Source organism: Streptomyces sp. SAS_272 (assembly GCF_052543235.1).
Genome location: NZ_JBMNDR010000062.1, coordinates 36,826 through 57,561 on the forward strand (window position 1 = coordinate 36,826; position 20,736 = coordinate 57,561).

Sequence of the window (20,736 nt, forward strand, 5' to 3'; positions counted from 1 at the left end):
TCCCGACCGTGGGGGGCGAGGTCAGAACACGACGAGCGCCCGGCCGCCCTTGCCGGCCATCATGTTGTCGAAGGCGCCCGGGATGTCCTCCAGCGCGATGCGCTCCGTCACCAGGGCGCCGAGGTCCAGACGGCCCGCCCGGACGTGGCCGGCGAGGACCGGGAGGTCCCTCGCCGGGTCGGAGTTCCCGTAGACGCAGCCCGAGAGGGTTCTGCCCCAGTGGAAGAGCTCCAGGGCGTTGAAGGTGACCTGCTGGTCCTTGCCGCCGATGCCGACGACCGTGGTGCGGCCGCCGCGCCGGGTGGATTCCCAGGCCGTGCGGATGGCGACGGCCCGGCCCACGCACTCCACGGCCACGTCGACGCCCTGCCGGCCGGTGAGGGCGCGGATCTCTCGGGCGGTGTCCGGCGAGGCGATCACGTACTCCGTGGCGCCCGCCGACCGGGCCAGCTCCTCCTTCTCGGGGGAGACGTCCACGGCGACGATCGTCGAGGCGCCCGCGATCCGGGCCGCCTGGAGGGCGGCGAGGCCGACGCCGCCGACGCCGAAGACGGCGACCGTCTCGCCGGCCCGGACGCGCGCGTTGTGGTGGACGGCGCCGTAGCCGGTGAGGACGGCGCAGCCCAGCAGGGCGGCGTCGGCGAGGGGGATGCCGTCCGGCAGGGGCAGCAGGCAGGACTCCTGGACGACCGTCTCCTCGGCGAACGCGGCGACGTTCAGGCCCGGGTGCAGGTCCCTGCCGTCGGCGGTGCGGGCGTAGACGTCCGCGGAGCCGTTCAGGGCGTTGGCGCACAGCCAGACCTCGCCCAGCCCACAGGCGTGACAACTCCCGCAGGAGGGAGCCCAGTTGAGGACGACCCGGTCGCCCGGTGCGACCCGGGCGACCCCTTCGCCGACGGACACGACCGTGCCCGCGCCCTCGTGGCCGAGGACGGCGGGGACGGGCACCCGCATGGTCCCGTCGGACAGGGAGAGGTCGGAGTGGCAGACCCCGGCGGCGGCGAGGCGGACGCGGACCTGGCCCGGGCCGGGTTCCGGGAGGTCGATGCCGATGACCTCCAGGGGAGCTCCGACGGCGGGAAGTACGGCGGCACGGACCACTTCTGGCTCCTCAGAACTGCAGGGACTTGGTCTGGAGGTACTCGGTCAGGCCGTGCGCGCCGAGCTCGCGTCCGACGCCCGACTGTTTGTAGCCGCCGAAGGGGGCGAGGGGGTTGAACCGGCCGCCGTTGACGTCGACCTGGCCGGTGTCCATGCGGCGGGCGAAGGCCACCGCCTCCGCCTCGTCGCCGGCCCAGACCGCGCCGGCGAGCCCGTAGACCGTGCCGTTGGCGATCCGCAGGGCGTCGTCCTCGTCCTCGTAGCGCAGGACGGACAGCACCGGGCCGAAGATCTCCTCCTGGGCGATCGTCATGTCGGGGGTGACGTCGGAGAAGACCGTGGGGCTGACGAAGTAGCCCTGTTCGCGGGGGGCTTCGGGGCCGCCCGCGACCAGCGTCGCCCCCTCGGCCACGCCCTGCTCGATGTATCCGCGCACGCGGTCGCGCTGCCTTGCGCTGACGACGGGACCGATGCGGTCGCCGTACTTGGCCGCGGCGGCTGCGGCGAGTCCGACCGCCTCCTCGTACTGGTCGCGGTGGACGAGCATCCGGGTCCAGGCGCTGCACGTCTGGCCGGAGTTGGACATCACGTTGGCGACGCCGACGTTGACCGCCCGGGCGAGGTCGGCGCTCGGCAGGATGACGTTGGCGGACTTCCCGCCGAGTTCGAGGGCGACCTTCTTCACGGCGGCGCCCGCCGTCGCCGCGATCCGCTTCCCGACGGCCGTCGAGCCGGTGAAGGACACCAGGTCGACGCCGGGGTGTTCGGCGAGGGCCTGGCCGGCCACCGGGCCGAGGCCGGTGACGAGGTTGAAGACCCCGGCCGGGACGCCCGCCTCGTGGACCGCCTCGGCGAACAGCTGGGCGGTGAGCGGGGTGTCCTCGGCTGGTTTGAGGACCACGGTGCAGCCCGCGGCGAGGGCCGGGGCGACCTTGGCGACGATCTGGTGCAGCGGGTAGTTCCAGGGGGTGATCGCGCCGACCACGCCGACCGGCTCGTGCAGGACCGTGGAGTTGCCGACCCGTTCCTCGAAGGAGTGCGTCGCGGCCAGCTCCGCGTAGGAGCCCGCCACCGCGATCGGCACCGCCGCGTGGACCGCCTGGGAGAAGGCGAGGGGTGAGCCGAGTTCGGCGGTGACCGTCTCGGCGATCTCGTCCTTGCGGGCCGCCAGGACGTCCCGGAGGGCGCTCAGCCGTGCGGCGCGCTCGGCGGGCGGGGTCGAGGCCCAGCCCGGGAGGGCGGCGCGGGCGGCGCGCACCGCGGCGTCGACGTCTGCGGCCCCGCCCGCCGGGACGCGGCCGATCACCCGCTCGTCCACCGGGTCGACGACCTCGATCACGTCCTGACCCGCGGCCGGGCGCCACGCGCCGTCGAGGTAGATGCCGTCGTGTGCCTTCATCGCGTTCCCTCCGGGCGGTCATCGTCGTCCGCGCCCTAAACTAGCGTCGTTAGTTTTCCGGCACCAGGGGACACGGGACGACGTCTGCTCACTCGTCCAGGTCCGGCAGCCGGTCCGGGGCAGGGCTGATCCGGTCGCCGTGCTGGTCGAAGACGAAGAGATGCGCGATGTCGACGAGGAGCGGCACCTGCATGCCGTGCCGGAGGTCGAAGTCGGGGGTGGTGCGCACCACCAGGTCGCCCGGCGCCCGGGCCTCGGCGGACGGGGGGCGCCCGCCGTGCTCCCCTCCCCCGGCGTTTTCCGGACGTTCGTCCAGGACCCCGACCCGGCCGCCCCGCAGGCCGCCCGCCCGCTCCCGCAGCCGGCCCAGCACCCCGCTCTCCCGGCGGCGGCGCCGGGTCGGCCGCGGGACCGGCCGCGGCGCTTCCAGCTCGGGCACGACGGCGAGCCGGGAGCCGGTGTTGAAGTGCGCCAGCACCTCGTGACCCTGGAACTCGACGTGCTCCACCAGGCCCGTGATGTGCGTCTCGCCCGGCCGGGCCTCGGCGGGCGTGGCGATGCGCACCGCCTCCGAGCGCAGCCCGACGATCACCTCCCGGCCCTGCTGCACACGCAGCAGCTTGTGGTCGAGGGACAGCGGCTCGGGCAGCCGCAGGGCCTGCTTGCCGAGGACGACCGTCATGGCGCCGTCGAGAGGGGCGCGGACCACCCCGCGCAGCAGGTTGATCCGCGGGGTGCCGATGAAGGCGGCGACGAAGACGTTGCGCGGCAGCGCGTACACCGAGCGCGGGGCGCCGACCTGCTGGAGTACTCCACCGCGCAGGACGGCGACCCGGTCGCCGAGCGACATGGCCTCGGCCTGGTCGTGGGTGACGTACACGGTGGTGACGCCCAGCTCCCGGGTGAGCCTGGAGATCTCGGCCCGCAGGTGGTTGCGGAGCTTGGCGTCCAGGTTGGACAGCGGCTCGTCCATCAGGAAGGCCGAGGGGTGGCGGGCGATGGCCCGGCCCATGGCGACGCGCTGGCGCTCGCCGCCGGAGAGCTGGCCGGGGAAGCGGTCGAGCAGGTCCTCGATGCCGAGCATCCGGGCGGTGGCGTCCACCCGGGGACCGGGATCGGCGCCGGGCGACTCGATGCGCAGCGGGAAGCCGATGTTGTCGCGGCCGGTCATGTTCGGGTAGAGCGCGAAGTTCTGGAAGACCATCGCGATGTCCCGTTCGGACGGCGCCAGGCCGTTGGCGTACGCCCCGTCGAGCGTCAGCCGGCCCTCCGTGATGTTCTCGAGGCCCGCGATCATCCGGAGCACGGTGGACTTGCCGCAGCCGGAGGGGCCGAGCAGGACCAGGAACTCGCCGGGCGCGATGTCCAGCGACAGCCGGTCCACGACCCGGCCGCTTCGGGCGTGGACCTTGCTGACGTCGTGCAGGGAGATGGCGCGTGTCATGAGAAGCGTCCCCGGGACTCGTGGGCCTGCCCAGCCGGTGCTCCGCGATCCGGCCTGTCGCGCGCGGACCGAACGAGGCTGCTGAGTCACGGAAGCTAACGGACCGTGCACGGCGGGGGGAAGAGAGGGGGCCGGATCGGACGCGGGCGTCCGGCAGGCGACGAACCGGACCGTCTGGTTCTGCCCGGGCCCCGAGGCCCGGCGGGGCCGGTGGAGACGGGACGGGGCCGGTCGGGGAGGGCGAGGCCGGTCGGGGACGGGCAGGGCGTCTCGGCGCCGGGTCAGCGGGTCGCCGTCAGATGGGCGAAGACGACGACGTTGCTCGTGTACCCGGTCGTCCGCCGGAACAGGCCGCCACAGGTGAGCACGCGCAGCTCGGGGCGGCGGGTCGGACCGTACACCTCCTTGTCGGGGAAGGTGTCCTTGTCGAAGACCCGGACGCGGTCCACGGTGTAGACGGCGGTGCGGCCGTCGGCGCGCCGGGCCTCGATCCGGGCGCCCCGGGCCACCCGCGCGAGGCCGGCGAAAACCGCGGGGCCGGTCTTGGTGTCGCGGTGCCCGACCGCGACGGCGGCGCCCCGCTCGCCCGGGGTGGGGCCGCCCGCGTACCAGCCGACGAGCTTGGGCTCGTCGAGGGGCGGCGTCCCCAGATGCCGGTCGGGGCCGAGCCGCAGCGGGACGATCGGCGCGTCGATGCCCAGGGACGGCACCCGCAGCACGGTCGCCGGGGACCGGGGCAGCGGGCGGGGCGGCGGCCCGGGGTGCTCGGGCCCCTTCCCGCCCTCTGCGCCGGCGTCGTCCGCGGAGGCCCGGCCGGCGGACCCGTGGGCCGCCGTCCGCCCGGCCCCGGGCGGCGCGCCCGGGGAGTCGTGCCCCCCGCACCGGACTGCCGCCGTCACCAGGACGACCGCGAGCACGGCCGTCCTGGTGAGACGGAAGAGACGGGTCCGGTGCCAGGGCCTGCGTCCGCGCCTACGCGGCACCATGGTTGCGCCGGCGGGTCAGACGGAAGTACGCGACTCCGCCGACGGCCACCAGGCCGACGGCCGCGGTGGCGGCCAGCGGGGTGAAGGTTTGCGAGGTGTCGGCGAGACCGCCGCCACCCGCGTGGACACCGCCCTCGGGACCGCCCTTCTCGCCGTTCCAGGCGCCGCCGCCCTGCGCTGCGCCTTCACGGCCGGCGTCCTCACGGCCGCCGCTCTCCCGGCCGCCTGCGCCCTGCGCGGCGCCGTTCTGGCCGCCGCCGCCCTGGCCGTTCGCGGCCCCGAACTCCCGGCCGTCGTCCGTGATCGGGCGGTTCGGGCCCTGGTTCCCGCCGCTGCGCCCGTCCTCACGACAGTTGATCTTGAAGACCTTCACCGTGGTCGAGGCGACGACCCCGCCTGTGGCGGAAGGAAGATTCCAGTTGAGCGTGTACGACCCCTCGGCCAGTCCCAGCGTGTCGGTGTGCCCGGCGCCCTGGGTCAGGTCGATGGTGCCGGTCACCGTGGCGGTGCCCGCCGTCGGGGGCTTCGCTTTGATGGTGTACGTGACGGACTCGAGGTCGCCGAAGTTGGCTGCGTCGAGGTAGAACCGGCAGGCCACCGGGTCGTCCTTCGAGACGCCCGGGGGCACGTGCTCACGGTGGATCCTGATGTCGCCGGCCTCCCCGACGGCCACGGCCGACGGTGCCGCGAGGCAGGTGAACCCGGCCGCGGCGAGCACTGTGAGAGCCGTGGCGCCGAAGCGGGCGCCGAAGGCGGGCGGGAGCGTCGAGCTGGACATGCGCATTCCTCCGAGTCAGGACGATTTTCATACAAATCGCTCTTGCACCTGACTCTCTTTCACATCGCCGGCCCCGACGGTGGGACCGCCGCCCGACGCGCCGTCAGACGTCGCTCGACCGGCGCAATCCCGCCCCGGACCGGCGACCGGCGGACGGATCCGCCCCCGCCTCCTCCGCTCCGCGCGCCTCCCGCGGCGACCTGAGGGCCACCCCCGAAGAGAGCAGCAGCAGCGCCCCCAGCATCGCGAACGGCGCGGCCGCACCCGCGAGCCCGGCCACCAGGCCCGCGGCGGCCGGTGCGGCGACCTGGCCGAGCCGGTTGCCGGTGAGGCGCAGCGCGAGGGCGGTGGAACGGGCGCCGTCCGGCGCGGCCCGGACGACGGTCGTCATGGACAACGGCTGTCCGACGCCCAGGCAGAAGCCGAGCAGCGCGAGCATCACGCCCAGCGCCAGGACCGGCACGGGCAGCGCGATGCCGGCGCAGAGCAGGGCCGCCAGCAGACAGGTCACCGTGAGCAGCGCGGTCCGGCCGAGCAGCCGCAGCAGCGGGGTGAGGACGAGCCGGCAGGCGATGGAGGCGGCCGCGCGGACGCTGAGCAGCAGGCCGACGACGGACGGCGCGATGCCCCGGTGCTCGCCGACCACCGGCAGGTAGGCGGTGAGGATGTCGGTCGCGGACAGCACGGAGAGGCTGACGAGGATGCCGGCGGGGACGCCCCGGGCCCGCAGGATGCGCCGGACGGGGATCCGATCCCCTTGCCCCGTGCGGGAGTCGGGCTCGAGGTCGCGGTGCTCGATGCGCCACAGCGAGGCGAACGCGACGGCGCAGCCCGCGCCCGCCACGAGCAGGGCGAGCGCGCTGCTGCCCGCCATGTCCGCACGGCCGATCAGCGCTCCGGCGGCCACCGGGCCGACGAGTTGGCCGAGCGAGGCGCCGATGGTGAAGTGGCCGAAGTTGCGGTCCTGTTCGTGCGGCGCGGACTGGCGGGCGACGAGCGACTGGGCGCCGATCACGAAGCAGAGGTGCCCGAGCCCCATCACGCCGCTCCACAGGGCCATCGTCCACAGCGACGCCGCGAGCCCGCTGAGCACGCAGCCGCCGGATATGAGGGCCACGCCGACCGGCAGCAGGGGGGCGCACCGGCCGTGGTCGGTGCGCCGGCCGAGCGGCACGGCGGCGAAGAGCGGCAGCAGCGCGTAGACGCCCGCCACGACGCCGACGGCCCCCTCGTCGGCGCCGAGCGCGAGGGCCCGGTAGGAGACGGCGGGCCGCGCCATCGACACCGCCCCCTGCGCGAAGCCGAAGGCGATGACGAGACGGAGCAGCCAGCCGCGGTTCCTGCCGGGCCTCACATGTTCCTCCACCGGACGGTCAGATGATCCCGAACAGGATGCCCGCGCCGAGAATCGCCAGGCAGGTCAGGACGGCCCACTTGACCACGAAGCGGGTGTGGTCGCCGAACTCGACCCTGGCCATGCCGACGAGGACGTAGACGGCCGGGACCAGCGGGCTCGACATGTGCAGGGGCTGGCCGACGAGCGAGGCGCGGGCCATCTCCAGCGGGGTGACGCCGTGCGCCGCGCCGGCCTCGGCGAGGACCGGAAGGACGCCGAAGTAGAAGCCGTCGTTCGACATGAAGTAGGTGAGCGGCAGGCTCAGTACGCCGGTGACGAGCGCCATGTGCGGGCCCATGCCCTCGGGGACGACGTCCACCATCCACCTGGCCATGTGGTCGACCATGCCGGTGCCCTGGAGGACGCCGGTGAAGACGGCGGCGGCGAAGACCATGCCGGAGACGTTGAGGACGTTGTCGGCGTGGGCGGCGAGCCGGGCCTTCTGGTCCGGGATGTGGGGGAAGTTGACGGTGAGGGCGAGCGCGGCGCCGAGCAGGAACAGCACCGGGATCGGCAGCAGTTCCATGATCATGGCGGTCAGCAGCACGACCGTGAGCAGCGCGTTGAACCAGTACAGCTTGGGGCGCAGGGTGGCGCGGTGCGGGTCGAGGCCCTGGAAGCCGTCGTCGTCCGCGTCTTCGGCGTCGTCCTCGCCGACGCCGCCGGGAGCCGCGCCGCCGGAGCCGCCGGCCGGGGCGGCCGCCTTGCCGGCGCCGGTTCCGGCGCCGCCGGCTCCCACGAGCACCGTCTCGGTCTGCTCCGCCTTCTCCTCCACCAGCACGTCGTCCAGAGTCAGCACGCCGAGCCGGGCCCGCTCGCGGCGGCCGAGGACGTAGGAGAGCGCGACGACGAAGACGAGGCCCACGGCGAGAGCCGGGATCATCGGCACGAAGATGTCGCTGGCGTCGACCTTGAGCGCGGTGGCGGCGCGGGCGGTGGGGCCGCCCCACGGCAGCGTGTTCATCACGCCGTTGGCCATGGCGGCCACCCCGGTCATCACGACCAGGCTCATCTTCAGGCGCTTGTACAGCGGGTACATCGCCGAGACGGTGATCATGAAGGTGGTGGAGCCGTCGCCGTCGAGGGAGACGATCGCGGCGAGCAGTGCCGTGCCGACGACGATGCGCAGCGGGTCGGCCTTGCAGAACTTCAGGATGCCCCGGACGATCGGGTCGAACAGGCCGACGTCGATCATCACACCGAAGTAGACGATCGCGAACATGAGCATCGCCGCCGTGGGGGCGAGGCTGGTGACGCCGTCGATGACGTAGTCACCGAGCTTGGCGCCCTTCCCGACGAAGACGCAGAACAGTGCCGGGATCAAGACGAGCGCCGCGATCGGCGACATCTTCTTCAGCATGATCAGGACCAGGAAGGTCGCGATCATCGCGAAGCCGAGGATGGTCAACATGAATGGATACCTAACGTTCGCCCTTGAACATCCCACCTGGGGGTCGGCGGTGCGTTGACGTTAGGTCCGTTCAAACAGGGTTAACAAGACGTTGACGTGCGAGCAATAAGCGCAAAACTCCAGGTCACAGCTTTGCTCAGGTCACAGCGCCGGGATCGCGGCCAGTCGGACCGGCACTCCGTTGAGGACCGCGTTGCCCGACAGGGGGTCGAGCAGACTGCCGTCGAGGAGCTGGTTGACGTTGACTCCGGGGTCGGCGGCGGCATGGCTCAGGCGCGTTCCGGGGCGGTCGTGACCCCAGCCGTGCGGAAGGCTGACGACGCCCCGGCGCACGCCGTCGGTGACCTCGGCCGGTGCGGTCACCTCGCCCCCGGCGCCCGTCACCCGCACCGGCGCGCCGTCGCGCACGCCCAGCCGTTCGGCGTCCTCGGGGTGGATCTGCAGCGTGCAGCGGTTGGTACCGCCGGTGAGGGCGGGGACGTTGTGCATCCAGCTGTTGTTGGACCGCAGATGACGGCGGCCGACCAGGACGAGCCCGTCCGGCCGCTGTTCCAGGGACTCGCGCAGCCGCGGGAGATCACCGGCGATCGGCTGCGGCAGCAGCTCGATCCGGCCGGAGGCCGTCTTCAGCGGCTGCGGCAGGCGGGGACCGAGCGGTCCGAGGTCGATGCCGTGCGGACTCTCGAGCAGCCGGGCGAGGCTCAGACCGTCCGGGCGGGCGCCGAAGCCGTCGCCGTAGGGGCCGAGGCGCAGCATCATGTCGAGCCGGCGTTCGGGGCCGCTCTCCCCGGTGAGCTGCGCGGCGAGCTCCTGCGGGGCACGGCCGTGCACGGGCGAGTGCGGCTCCTGGACGGCCTTGCCGAGTGTCTGGCCGACGACCATCTCGTCCACGGCCGACGGGTCGGCGCCGTGCATGCCGGTCACCGCGAGCGTCAGCCGGGCGAGGATCTCCGTCTCGGCCATCCGGCCGGGCTCCAGCGGGACGGCGGGGCGGGAGTAACGGACCTGGTTGCGCACGGCCAGGGTGTTGAAGGCGAAGTCGTGGTGCGGGCTCTGGGAGGGCGGGGGCGGCGGCAGGACGACGTCGGCGTGGCGCGAGGTCTCGTTCAGGTAGGGGTCGACGCTGACCATGAAGTCGAGCGACTCCAGCGCCTTGTCGAGCCGGTCGCCGTCGGGCGCGGACAGCACGGGGTTCGCGGCCACCACCACGAGTGCGCGGATCGGCTCGCCCTCCTCGGTGGCGGTGTCGATCTCCTGCGCCAGCGCCGAGAGCGGGAGTTCGCCCTTGGCTTCGGGGTGGCCGCCGACCCGGGAGTGCCATCGGCCGAGCCGGAAGCCGCGGCCGGGGCCCGCGGGGCGGGGCGTGCGGTCGGTGGCGGCCTGCGGGAAGAGGGCGCCGCCGGGCCGGTCCAGGTTGCCGGTGAGGATGTTCAGGACGTCGACGAGCCAGCTGCCGAGGGTGCCGAACGGGACCGTGCAGCTCCCGATGCGGCCGTAGACGGCGGCGGTCGGGGCGGTGGCGAGCTCCCGGGCGAGCGCGCGCACGACCGCGGCGTCGACGTCGCACGCCGGGGCCACCGCCTCGGGAGTGAAGTCCCGTACGGCGTCGCGGAGTTCGGCCAATCCCTCGACGTGCGGGGTCAACTCCCCCAGGTGCACCAGGTCTTCCTCGAACAACACGTGCGCCATGGCCGCGAGGAGCAGCGCGTCGGCGCCCGGCCGGATCTCGATGTGCCGGTCGGCGAGTTTCGCGGTGCGGGTGCGGCGCGGGTCGATGACCGTCAGGGTGCCGCCGCGGGCCTTGAGCGCCTTGAGCTTGCCGGGGAAGTCCGGGGCGGTGCACAGACTCCCGTTGGACTCCAGGGGGTTGGCGCCGATGAGGAGGAGGTGGTCGGTGCGGTCGAGGTCCGGGACGGGGATCGCGTTGGCATCGCCGAAGAGCAGTCCGCTGGAGACGTGCTTGGGCATCTGGTCGACCGTGGAAGCGGTGAACAGACTGCGGGTGCCCAGCCCGCCGACCAGCAGCTGCGGGTAGAGGCCGCCGGCCACGGTGTGCACGTTGGGGTTGCCGAGGACGACGCCGACGGCGTTCGGGCCGTGCCGCTCCACGACCGGGCGGATGCCGGCGGCCACCGCGTCCAAGGCCTCCTCCCAGGTGGCCTCGCGCAGCTCGCCGTCACGGCGGACGAGAGGCGAGGACAGCCGGTCGGGGTCGCCGTCCACGGCGGGGAACGCGGCGCCCTTGGGGCAGATGAAACCCTTGCTGAACACGTCGTCCCGGTCGCCGCGGGCGCCGGTGACCCGCGTCCCCTCGATCGTGAGCGTGAGCCCGCAGGTGGCCTCGCACAGGGGGCAGATTCGCAGGGCGGTGCGGGACACGGGTCCTCCTGGGGGCGGCGTTGCCTCGTCCCGGTCGAGCATACCGACCGGTATGCCTTCTGGGGAGGCCCTGCCCGGAAAGCGGTCGCCCCCGCGCCCCGACCGCCTGCGCCGCGCGGGTCGGTCCGGCACGCGGGTCAGTCCAGCACGCGGGCCAGATACGCCCTCAGCAGCTCGCGGGTCTCGTCGATCACTTTCGCATCCCCCTCCGGGTCCACCCGGAAGGCCAGATGGACGAGGGTGTCCGCGGTCTCCACGGCGATCAGGAACACCCGGCGCAGATCGTCGTCGGGCTCGCGGACGAGGTGGGCGGCGAGCAGCTCGGTGAGCCGGTCGGCGACCCGGTGGTTGGGCTCGGAGTGCCGCGCGCCGACCGGGATCTGGTTGCCGAAGTCGACGAGCGAGAAGCCGGGCGCGGTGCGCTTCATGGCGAGGTACTCGTCGAGCACGGCGTCCATCGCGGTCCGCCAGTCGCCCTGCCGGGCTCCGCGCAGACGCTCGGTGACGCGCTCGGAGTAGTGCTCGAGGTTGCGCTGCGCGAGCGCGTCGGCCATCTGCCGCTTGTTGCCGAAGAAGCGGTAGACGGACCCGATGGGGACGCCGGCGCGCTCGGCGACGGCCCGCGTGCTCAGGGCGTCGTAGCCGACCTCGTCCAGCAGGTCGGCGCAGGCGTCGAGGATCCTGGTCAGCCGTTCGGCACTGCGCCGCTGCACGGGCGCACGACGGAGCGATGTCGCTTGGGGCACGGACTTCATGATGCCTTTCCGCCGCGGCCGGGTGAACCTCACCCCTGGGTACGGAGAAACGTGTCTGATGCACTCAACGCGCTCAGGGGGACGGCGACCCCGTCGGGGACCCGCTCGGCGACCCCGCCGGAAGCCCGCCGGGCGGCACGGCGGACGCGGACTCCGACGCCGTGACGTCCGCCGTGGCCTCCACCGGCTTGCCCTCCACCGCCCAGACCGTCGCGTCGTCCGCGTACAGACGGGCGGTGACGTGATGGGTGCCGTGCGGGAGATAGCCGGCCGGGATGCGGTACGCCAGGGTGCGCAGGTCGGCGACCCGTAGGTCGTCGACGTAGAGCCGGGCGAGGCCGCGACCGGTGACGGCCCGCTGCGGCGCTCCCGTCGGCGAGAACCGGAAATTGGCCAGCTTCAGCCGCACGTCCCAGCCGCCGGAGCCGTCCGGCTGGACCTCCACTCCGACCTCGGGAGCCCCTTTCCTCGCCACCTGGCGGTAGTGGCGCCCGTCGTCGTCCGTGTGGTCCAGCACCTTGCCGACCGGCGAGGGCGACGCCACGGTCCCCTGTCCGCGGGCGTCGCCGGAGGCGCAGCCCGCGGATCCGGCCAGCAACAGGACAGAAACCGCGAGCGCGGCGGGAAGGGGGCGCGTCCACGACATGAACCGGACACTAGAGCACCGCCCCCCGCCCACGGATCCCCCTGAAGTCTGGTTCCGGCCGTGCCGTGATCGTCCTCCGAGAGGAGGACACCGGCGGGCCTCTTGCGTCCGGGAAACCGCAATCCTACGGTGATGCATAGGAATCACCGGCAAGGGAGCCACGATGAGCAGCGGGGACGCACGCAAGACGGCCGAGGGGTTGGCCCACCTCAGCGGGTTCGGCAACGAACACGCCTCGGAGGCCGTCCCGGGGGCCCTTCCCGACGGCCGCAACTCGCCCCAGCGCGCCCCCCTCGGCCTGTACGCCGAGCAGCTCAGCGGCACGGCGTTCACCGAGCCGCGCGCCCACAACCGCCGCTCCTGGCTGTACCGGATCCGTCCGTCGGCCGCGCACCCGGCCTTCACCCGGGCCCCGGACGGGGCGCTGCGCACCGGCCCCTTCACACAGACCGTCGCCGATCCGAACCGGCTGCGCTGGGACCCGCTGCCCGAGCCGCCCGGGGGCACCGACTTCCTGTCCGGCCTGTGGACCGTCGGCGGCAACGGGGACGCCGCCCAGCGCAGCGGCATGGCCGTGCACCTCTACCACGCGAACGCCGGCATGGACCGCGTCTTCGGGAACGCCGACGGCGAGCTGCTGATCGTCCCCGAGCACGGCGGGCTGCTGCTGCGCACGGAGTTCGGGCTGCTGCACGCCGAGCCCGGCCATGTCGCGCTGATCCCGCGCGGGGTCCGCTTCCGCGTCGACCTGCTGGACGACTCGGCCCGCGGCTACGTCTGCGAGAACTACGGCGCCCCCTTCCGGCTCCCCGACCTCGGGCCGATCGGCGCCAACGGCCTCGCCAACCCGCGCGACTTCCGGGCGCCGGTCGCCGCCTACGAGGACGTCGAGGGGCCGGTGGAGGTGGTCAACAAGTTCTGCGGTCATCTGTGGAGCGCGACCTACGACCACTCCCCGCTGGACGTCGTCGCCTGGCACGGCAACCTCGTGCCGTACGTGTACGACCTGCGCCGCTTCAACGTCATCGGCTCGGTGTCCTACGACCACCCGGACCCGTCGATCTTCACCGTGCTGACGTCCCCGTCCGACACCCCCGGCCTGGCCGGCGTGGACTTCGTGGTGTTCGCCCCGCGCTGGCTGGTCGGCGAGGACACTTTCCGGCCGCCGTACTTCCACCGCAACGTGATGAGCGAGTACATGGGCCTGATCGAGGGCGCCTACGACGCCAAGACGGCCGGGAAGGGGGGCTTCGTGCCGGGCGGCGGCTCGCTGCACAACATGATGTCGGCGCACGGCCCGGACCGTGAGACGTTCGACCGCGCGAGCGCCGCCGACCTGAAGCCGCACAAGGTCGACGACGGGCTGGCGTTCATGTTCGAGACGCGCTGGCCGCTCGTCCTCACCCCGCAGGCGGCGCGGGCGGATCATCTGCAGCAGCGCTACGACGACGTGTGGCAGGGCCTCGAGCGTCACTTCCGTCCGTCCGCCGGAACGTCCGACGGCACATTGCACTGAACGTTCCCGACCGGTACGGATAGGCCCGTGACCTCCTTCGCCCCGGACTCGATCGTCCTCACCCGAAAGCTGCCGCTCTGGTACCAGGTGTCGCAGTCGCTGCGCGCCTCGATACTCGGCCGCTCGCCCCGGGACCCGCTGCGACTGCCGACGGAGGAGCAGTTGGCCGGGCACTACGGGGTGAGCGTGCTGACCATGCGGCAGGCCTTGAAGGAGCTCGAGGAGGAGGGGCTGATCACCCGGCACCGCCGCCGGGGCACGTTCATCGAGCCCGCGGCGCGGCGCGGGGCCCCGGTCCGGCTGCTGGGCTCGGTCGACGCGATCGTGGCCCAGCAGTCCGGGATGGCGACCGAGCTGCTGGACCACGGCCGGGCGGCCGTCCCCGCCGAGGTCGCCGAGCACTTCCCGGACCTCGCGGAGGTGGGGACGTACCACCGCCTGCGAAGCGACGAGAACACGGGCGAGCCCACCAACCACGCCCGCAACTACGTCCGTCCGGAGCTCGCCGCCCGCATCGATCCGGACGACCTGGTCCGCTGGCCGATGACGAAGGTGCTGCGGGACGTCGTGGGCGTGGACATCAGCCGCATCACCGACACCGTGGAGGCGCGGCTCGCGGACCCCGAGACGGCGCAGCTGCTCCGGGTCCCGCTGCTGAGCCCGATCCTGCACTACACGGGCGTCACCTACGACTCCGACGGCCGGGCCCTGGACGCGGCCGTCATCCACTACCGAGGCGACCGTTTCTCCTTCACGGTCACCCTCGACGCGACGTGACGCACCGTGCCGCGCGGTCCGCGACCCGTCGTACGATGCCCGGCGTGACGCCCGACGACGCTCCGCAGCTTGCGGACCTCATGCCGTGGTCCGTCGCACCGCCGCGGCTCGGCCGGGGGTGGCCGACGGCGCCCGACCCGGCGTCCCTGAAGGCCCGCTGGGACGCCCTGCTCAAGGCCGAAGGCCCCGACCGCGAGGCCCTCTTCGAGCCGACGCGCTCGCGCACCCTGCACACGGCGGTCGGGCAGCTGCCCGGCAGGTCCGGCGGCACCGAACGGCTGGCCCGCGCCGTCGGCCCCTGCCCCGAGCCCGTACGGGTGCTGGCGGCGCCCTTCGACGAGCAGTGGCTGATCCCCGATCACCGCCTTCTCGACACCGCCCGCCCGGAGCTGTGGCGGGTCGCGGACGACGCCCAGGTGTTCGTGGTGGAGACGCCGCAGACGGCGACGCGCCCCCTGCTGGCGACCTCCGTGCTGCCCCTGCTGCGGCCGGGCCGCATCCGGCCGCTGTACCGACGGCCGGGCGGCGTGGAGCCCAACCTGGCGCCCGGCCTGCCCGATCTGCTGCGCCGGCTGGGCCACTCCCCCGATCCGGTGGACTTCCTGGCGTGGACCCTCACCGCCGTCCGCCCCGATCTCACCGTCCCGCTCACCCGGGACCGGGAGCTGTGGGCGCACGGCGTCGAGTCCGGCCGTCGCGTGCTGTGGCTGCTGAGGCGGCACGGCGAGCGGCCCAAACTGCCCGGCGGCCGCCGGCCCTACGTCCGCGCCCCGATCCCGGCCCGCCCGCTCGCCCTGCGGTACGACCGCGACGAGGAGACCCTCCGGCTCGACGAGGGCCGGGTGTCGCCCGTCCCGCCCGAGGCGTGGGACGCCGAGTCGGAGCCCGGCGTCCGGGTCCTGGAGCGCTGGTTCGCGGCACGGACGGCCCAGGAGGCCGAGCCGGGCACACTGGCCGCGATCCGCCCCGCGGCCTGGCAGCAGTCGTGGACCTCCGAACTCCTGGAACTGATCACGGTGCTGGCGCTGCTCGCGGACGTCGGCGCGCGGCGGGCCGAGTCGGCCGCGGCGGACCCGGACACGGTCACCGCGGCGGAGCTGCGCGCGGCGGGCGTCCTGCCGGTCCCGGACGCGGCACGCCACCCGGCGACGGTCCTCGACCACCACGAGGAGGGACCGGAGGGCCAGTTCGCCCTCATCTAGACCCGGTGCGCGGGGCCGTCCGGGGCGGCCCTGCCCGGCTCCCGCATGACAGACCGGGCGGACGGAGGTCATGATCCACCCCATGGACCAGCCGCCCCAGCCCCAGCACACGCCTCGTCCCCGGCCCCTGCCGGAGCCCCGGCCGGAGCCACTGCCTCTCGAGGGTCTCGTCGTCGTCGCGGTCGAGCAGGCCGTCGCGGCGCCGTTCGCGACCCGGCAGCTCGCCGACCTCGGCGCCCGGGTGATCAAGGTCGAGCGGATCGACGGCGGGGACTTCGCGCGCGGCTACGACACGGCCGCCGCCGGACTCGCCTCGCACTTCGTGTGGTGCAACCGCGGCAAGGAGTCGATCGCGCTGGACCTGAAGGATCCGCGCGGCCTGGCCGTGGTGCGCCGGCTGATCGCCGGCGCGGACGTGTTCGTGCAGAACCTGGCGCAGGGGGCCGCGGCCCGGCTGGGCCTGGACGCGGCCACCCTGTGCGCGGCGCACCCGCGACTCGTGGCGGTCGACGTCTCCGGCTACGGCGCCGGCGGCCCCTTCGCGGACAAACGGGCGTACGACATGCTCGTGCAGTGCGAGGCGGGACTGGTGTCGGTGACCGGGACGCCCGGGCAGCCGGTCAAGGCGGGCATCCCGGCGGCGGACATCGCGGCGGGCATGTACGCCTTCTCCGGCGTGCTGGCCGCGCTGGTGCGGCGGGGCACGACGGGTCGGGGCGGCCCGGTGGAGGTGTCGATGCTGGAGTCGCTGACGGAGTGGATGGGGCACCCGCTCCATCACACGATGCACGGGGGCGTCCCCCCGCGGCGCACCGGTCTCGCGCACGCGGTGATCGCGCCCTACGACGCCTACCCGACGGCGGACGGCGCAGGGGTGCTGCTGTCGGTGCAGAACGACCGGGAGTGGCGGCGGCTGGCCGAACAGGTCCTCGGCCGACCGGAATGGGGGACGGACCCGGCGTACGCGACGAACGCGGCACGGGTGGCGAACCGGGAAGGCACGGACGCGCTCGTGGCGGAGGCGCTCGGCACGCTGGGCGCCGACGAGGCGGTGGCGCGTCTGGAGGGCGCGGGCATCGCCTGCGCCCGTCTGAGGGAGCTGCCCGGGGTCGCCGAGCATCCGCAGCTGGCGGCCCGTGAGCGGTGGCGGGAGGTGGGGACGCCGGTCGGACCGCTGCGGGCGCTGCTGCCCCCCATCACGTTTCCGGGTGGGACGGAGGCGCGGATGGGGGACGTGCCCGCGCTCGGGGAGCACACCGAAGCAGTGCTGCGTGCCGTGGGGATGACGGACGAGGAGATCGCAGCGCTGCGCCGGGACGGTGTGACCGCCTGAGCGCGGGACTCAGTGCATACGGGTGGGCCGGACGGTCAGTGCTTGTGCCCGCCGAAGAGCGAGCGGCGCAGGCGGCGCAGAGGGGCGAAGAGCGAGACGCGGCTCACCCGTGCTCGCACCGTCTTGGAGCCGGCGTTCTGTACGGGCTCACGGGCCGTCAGCTCCCGCATGAGCGAGGTCGCCTCGAGCGTCTCGCGCTGCGGAATGGCGGGACCCGCCAGTACCGAAAGATGTCGGTCCAGCCGCGAACTGGTCGCGCTGCTCCCGCAGGTGATCGCGGGGACCCTAGCCCTGCTGTGCATCGTTATCTGTTCCATGTCACTCCCCACCCGTACGAGTCCACCCGGCCCGGGCAGGGTAACCCTATCGCCCCGTCGCGGCACACATGTATCGAGCTCACAGGATTCACCTTCCCCGTAAGGGGGTTGACGACTCCTCCGCGATCACTCTCCGAATCCGACCGATTTCAGGGTGAGTTGGACAACCGGCTGTGTAGTGGGCTGCGGCGATCCCCCGTCGGGCTCGACGGTCACAGCGAGTGACGTCGCGCCCTTGTCGAGACCGGTGGCGACCAGGGGCGTGTCGCTCGCGAAGAGCCCCAGGGAGCGCGGTTGCGCGCCGGGGCGCATGAGCCACAGCTGATGCACCTGCCCGGTCGGAAGATCGCCGTATCCGCTCAAGGTCACGATCGCCTCGCCGTCCGCAGCGGAAGCGATCACTCCGATACTGCGGCCCCGGGCGTCCCGCCCGGTGCTCGCCCGGGCGTCGGGAGCTGCGAGAACGTGGGCGATATCACGTGCCTGGGCGCGCTCGGCGTTCAGCTCGTCCCGGGTGCGGTCGGCCAGGACGGCGAACAGCGAGGCGACGACGAGGGCCGCGGCGGCGGTGACCGTCGCGAACGGCACGAACAGCGGGCGGCGCGCTCGGGGCGCTCGGGAGCGTCTGGGCGGTGGCTGTGCGCCCCAGACGTGCGGGGGCAGTTGGGGCGCGTGCTCCCTGGCCGGGGCGCGCGAGGACTCCTGCGGGGTTCTCTGCACCGCGGCCAGCACCCGCTCGCGCAGCGCGGCGGGCGGCGGGGCGGCGGCCGACCAGGCGAGCCGCACCGCGTCCTCGGTCAGCGCCCGCACCTCGGCCGAGCAGCGTTCGCAGTTCTTCAGATGCTTGTCGAAGCGGCGCCGCTCGTCCCCCTCGAGTGCGTCGAGCGCATAGGGGGCGGCCAGCGAGTGAAGATCCTCCCGGCGGAAGATCCCGAGGATGCTCATACGGCGCCTCCCAGGCAGTCGCGCATCCGCGTGAGTCCGTCGCGCATCCGTGTCTTGACCGTGCCCAGCGGCAACGACAACCGGTCGGCCACCTCACGGTACGTGTAGCCGTCGTAGTAGGCGAGGGTGACGGACTGCCGCTGAAGAGCCGTCAGGCGGTCGAGGCAGCGGCGCACCCACTCGCGCTCCAGTCCTGCCTCGACCTCCTCCGTCACCTGGTCGAAGGCGGGGTCGTGGTAGCGGCGTCCCTCGCGTTGCTCGCGATCCACGGCGGCGCGGGCGCTGCGCACCCGGTCGACGGCGCGGCGGTGCGCGAGGGTGAGGATCCAGGAGAGGGCGCTGCCGCGGCTCGGATCGAAGCGGCCGGCGGAGCGCCAGGCTTCCAGAAGGACCTCCTGCGCGACCTCCTCCGACTGCGCGGGGTCCCGCACGACCCGCCGGACCAGCCCGAACACCGGTCCGGACACCAGCCCGTAGAGTTGTTCGAAGGCCTTCTGGTCGCCCCCCGCCACGAGCACCAGAAGCTCGTCCGCCTCCATGCCGTCCCCCTTCCTGCGGCCGCCACACCCTGACCGTCCCGTCACACCCGGCATCCGCAACGCACACACCTCCGGTGAGGGGGTACGGATGAGAGGGCCGAAAACGCGGGTGAGAAGGAAATTAAAAGTTTTTTGGTTTCGACCAATCCGAAACCCCCCTCCGCTCCGTATCACTGTCCGTCAGGCAACTTGGCACAGAGGACGGACGGCATGACAGCTATCTCCAGGAGCGGCAACGGACGCAGGAGCGTCGCGACCCTCATATGCGGTGCGTTGGCCGCCGGGGGGCTCGCAGCCGCCGGCGCCGCCACGCTGGCACCGGGGGCCGCATACGCGTCCAGCCACCGTGAGGCTCCTCTCATCTCGGGGACCCCGCAGTACGACAACACCGACGTGTACGCGTTCGTCAGTCCCGACCACGCGGACACGACGACGATCGTCGCCAACTGGATCCCGTTCGAGGAGCCGGCCGGCGGGCCGAACTTCTTCCCGTTCGCCGAAGACGCCCAGTACGACCTGCACATCGACAACAACGGTGACGCGAAGGAGGACCTGACCTTCCGTTACACGTTCAAGACGCACACGAAGAACAAGAAGACCTTCCTCTACAACACCGGCGTCGTCGAGAGCCTGGACGACCCCGACCTGAACATCACGCAGACCTACGACCTCGAGCTGCTCAAGCTCAAGAAGGGCAAGGTCCAGCACCGGACGAAGATCGCGGACGACGTCCCGGTGGCCCCGTCCAACGTGGGCAAGGCCTCGATGCCCGACTACAAGAAGCTGCGCGACCACGCGATCTACAAGCTCCCCAACGGCGCGAAGACCTTCGCCGGCCAGGCCGACGACCCGTTCTTCCTGGACCTGCGCGTCTTCGACCTGCTGTACGGCGGCGACCTCTCCGAGGTCGGCAACGACACGCTCAAGGGCTACAACGTCAACTCGATCGCGCTGCAGGTCCCGAGCGACATGATCACCGAGGGCAAGCACCAGCCGATCGTCGGCGTCTGGTCGACCACCCAGCGCGAGAACGCCGAGGGCTACTACACGCAGGTCTCCCGCCTGGGCAGCCCGCTGGTCAACGAGGTCGTCAACCCGATCAAGGACAAGGACCGGTTCAACGCGTCCCAGCCGAAGGACGACGGCCAGTTCCTGAAGAACGTCACCAACCCCGAGCTGCCCAAGCTCATCGAGGCGATCTACAAGATCAAGGCGCCGGCCGAGCCGCGCAACGACCTCGTCGACGTGTTCCTGAAGGGCGTCAAGGGCCTCAACCAGCCGCCCTACGTGACGCCGTCGGAGGAGCTGCGCCTCAACACCTCCATCAAGCCGACCGCCAGCCCCAAGCGGCTCGGCGTCCTGGACGGCGACAACGCGGGCTTCCCGAACGGCCGTCGCCTCACCGACGACGTCATCGACGCCTCCCTGCAGGTCGTCGAGGGTGAGCTGGTCGGCTCCAAGAACGACCTGGGCGACGCGGTGGACAAGAACGACAAGAACTTCGAGAAGTCCTTCCCGTACGTGGCCCTGCCGACCGAGGGCTCGCGTGGCGCGTCCGCCAAGAGCGGCGCCGACGTGCGCAGCCAGCTCGGCGACGCCCTGACGGGCTCGGAGAGCAACACCGCGCTGATCGCCTCCTCCGCGGGCGCCGGCGCTGCGGGCATCCTCCTCATCGGCGGCGGCCTGATGTGGTGGCGCGGGCGGCGCAGGGCCTACTAGGCCCTCCCAGAGCGGGCCGGGGAGAATCCTGCACTCCCCGGCCCTGCCCCACCGACTGGCGCGGCCCGCGTAACTCATCCCCCACGGCGCGGG

The 20,736-nt window shown here is 73.0% G+C and carries 18 protein-coding genes; 5 read left to right on the plus strand and 13 right to left on the minus strand.

All coding sequences use genetic code 11. From position 1 onward, the window contains the following. Positions 1-21 precede the first annotated feature (21 nt). The 10 genes from ACN6LD_RS29325 to ACN6LD_RS29370 form a co-directional block, all read right to left on the minus strand. The gene (locus tag ACN6LD_RS29325; RefSeq protein ID WP_445044786.1) at positions 22-1,101 is read right to left on the minus strand and encodes a Zn-dependent alcohol dehydrogenase; all 1,080 of its coding nucleotides are present in this window, start codon (positions 1,099-1,101) and stop codon (positions 22-24) included. A gap of 10 nt (positions 1,102-1,111) precedes the next feature. After that, positions 1,112-2,500, minus strand: coding sequence for an aldehyde dehydrogenase family protein (locus ACN6LD_RS29330; RefSeq protein WP_319187086.1), 1,389 nt, complete (start codon positions 2,498-2,500; stop codon positions 1,112-1,114). An 88-nt stretch (positions 2,501-2,588) separates the two neighbouring features. Beyond that, positions 2,589-3,944 carry an ABC transporter ATP-binding protein gene (locus tag ACN6LD_RS29335; protein WP_319187084.1) on the minus strand — a complete coding sequence of 452 codons (1,356 nt, stop codon included), beginning with the start codon at positions 3,942-3,944 and terminating at the stop codon, positions 2,589-2,591. A 281-nt stretch (positions 3,945-4,225) separates the two neighbouring features. Beyond that, complete coding sequence (locus tag ACN6LD_RS29340; protein ID WP_319187082.1) at positions 4,226-4,930, minus strand: class F sortase; 705 nt, start codon at positions 4,928-4,930, stop codon at positions 4,226-4,228. After that, the gene (locus tag ACN6LD_RS29345) at positions 4,917-5,708 is read right to left on the minus strand and encodes a hypothetical protein (protein WP_319187080.1); all 792 of its coding nucleotides are present in this window, start codon (positions 5,706-5,708) and stop codon (positions 4,917-4,919) included. Before ACN6LD_RS29345 ends, ACN6LD_RS29340 begins: the two co-directional genes overlap by 14 nt. A 103-nt stretch (positions 5,709-5,811) precedes the next feature. Then, on the minus strand, positions 5,812-7,062 hold the full coding sequence (locus ACN6LD_RS29350; RefSeq protein ID WP_319187079.1) for an MFS transporter: 1,251 nt from the start codon (positions 7,060-7,062) through the stop codon (positions 5,812-5,814). A 19-nt stretch (positions 7,063-7,081) separates the two neighbouring features. Next, positions 7,082-8,515, minus strand: coding sequence for a CitMHS family transporter (locus tag ACN6LD_RS29355; protein ID WP_319187077.1), 1,434 nt, complete (start codon positions 8,513-8,515; stop codon positions 7,082-7,084). 141 nt (positions 8,516-8,656) lie between these two features. Next, the gene (locus ACN6LD_RS29360; RefSeq protein ID WP_445044787.1) at positions 8,657-10,894 is read right to left on the minus strand and encodes a molybdopterin oxidoreductase family protein; all 2,238 of its coding nucleotides are present in this window, start codon (positions 10,892-10,894) and stop codon (positions 8,657-8,659) included. Positions 10,895-11,031: 137 nt separating this feature from the next. After that, positions 11,032-11,649 carry a TetR/AcrR family transcriptional regulator gene (locus ACN6LD_RS29365; RefSeq protein WP_319187073.1) on the minus strand — a complete coding sequence of 206 codons (618 nt, stop codon included), beginning with the start codon at positions 11,647-11,649 and terminating at the stop codon, positions 11,032-11,034. A 73-nt stretch (positions 11,650-11,722) separates the two neighbouring features. Further along, a complete protein-coding gene (locus tag ACN6LD_RS29370) occupies positions 11,723-12,295 on the minus strand; it encodes a hypothetical protein (protein WP_319187071.1) in 573 nt (190 codons plus the stop codon). A 163-nt stretch (positions 12,296-12,458) separates the two neighbouring features. Here ACN6LD_RS29370 and hmgA point away from each other — a divergent pair, with 163 nt between their 5' ends. From hmgA to ACN6LD_RS29390, 4 genes are all read left to right on the plus strand, one after another. After that, on the plus strand, positions 12,459-13,811 hold the full coding sequence (hmgA, locus tag ACN6LD_RS29375) for a homogentisate 1,2-dioxygenase (RefSeq protein WP_319187069.1): 1,353 nt from the start codon (positions 12,459-12,461) through the stop codon (positions 13,809-13,811). 27 nt (positions 13,812-13,838) lie between these two features. Beyond that, positions 13,839-14,588, plus strand: a complete 750-nt coding sequence (locus ACN6LD_RS29380) for a GntR family transcriptional regulator (protein ID WP_445044788.1) — start codon at positions 13,839-13,841, stop codon at positions 14,586-14,588. Positions 14,589-14,623: 35 nt separating this feature from the next. Next, a complete protein-coding gene (locus ACN6LD_RS29385) occupies positions 14,624-15,790 on the plus strand; it encodes a type ISP restriction/modification enzyme (RefSeq protein WP_319187065.1) in 1,167 nt (388 codons plus the stop codon). Positions 15,791-15,872: 82 nt separating this feature from the next. Further along, entirely contained in the window at positions 15,873-17,123 is a 1,251-nt protein-coding gene (locus ACN6LD_RS29390) for a CaiB/BaiF CoA transferase family protein (RefSeq protein ID WP_319187063.1), read from the plus strand. 35 nt (positions 17,124-17,158) lie between these two features. Here ACN6LD_RS29390 and ACN6LD_RS29395 read toward each other — a convergent pair whose 3' ends face one another. The 3 genes from ACN6LD_RS29395 to ACN6LD_RS29405 all read right to left on the minus strand — a co-directional run bounded on the left by ACN6LD_RS29395 (position 17,159) and on the right by ACN6LD_RS29405 (position 18,924). Next, on the minus strand, positions 17,159-17,440 hold the full coding sequence (locus ACN6LD_RS29395) for a hypothetical protein (protein ID WP_266723395.1): 282 nt from the start codon (positions 17,438-17,440) through the stop codon (positions 17,159-17,161). Between the two features lie 126 nt (positions 17,441-17,566). Beyond that, the gene (locus tag ACN6LD_RS29400; protein ID WP_319187060.1) at positions 17,567-18,385 is read right to left on the minus strand and encodes an anti-sigma factor; all 819 of its coding nucleotides are present in this window, start codon (positions 18,383-18,385) and stop codon (positions 17,567-17,569) included. Further along, complete coding sequence (locus ACN6LD_RS29405; protein WP_319187058.1) at positions 18,382-18,924, minus strand: sigma-70 family RNA polymerase sigma factor; 543 nt, start codon at positions 18,922-18,924, stop codon at positions 18,382-18,384. The genes ACN6LD_RS29400 and ACN6LD_RS29405 overlap by 4 nt, the downstream gene beginning before the upstream one ends. Positions 18,925-19,134: 210 nt before the next feature. Between ACN6LD_RS29405 and ACN6LD_RS29410 the strand changes: the two genes are divergently transcribed. Then, positions 19,135-20,643: a DUF4331 domain-containing protein gene (locus tag ACN6LD_RS29410; protein ID WP_445044789.1), complete on the plus strand. Its 1,509-nt coding sequence runs from the start codon at positions 19,135-19,137 to the stop codon at positions 20,641-20,643. The last annotated feature ends 93 nt before the right edge of the window (positions 20,644-20,736 follow it).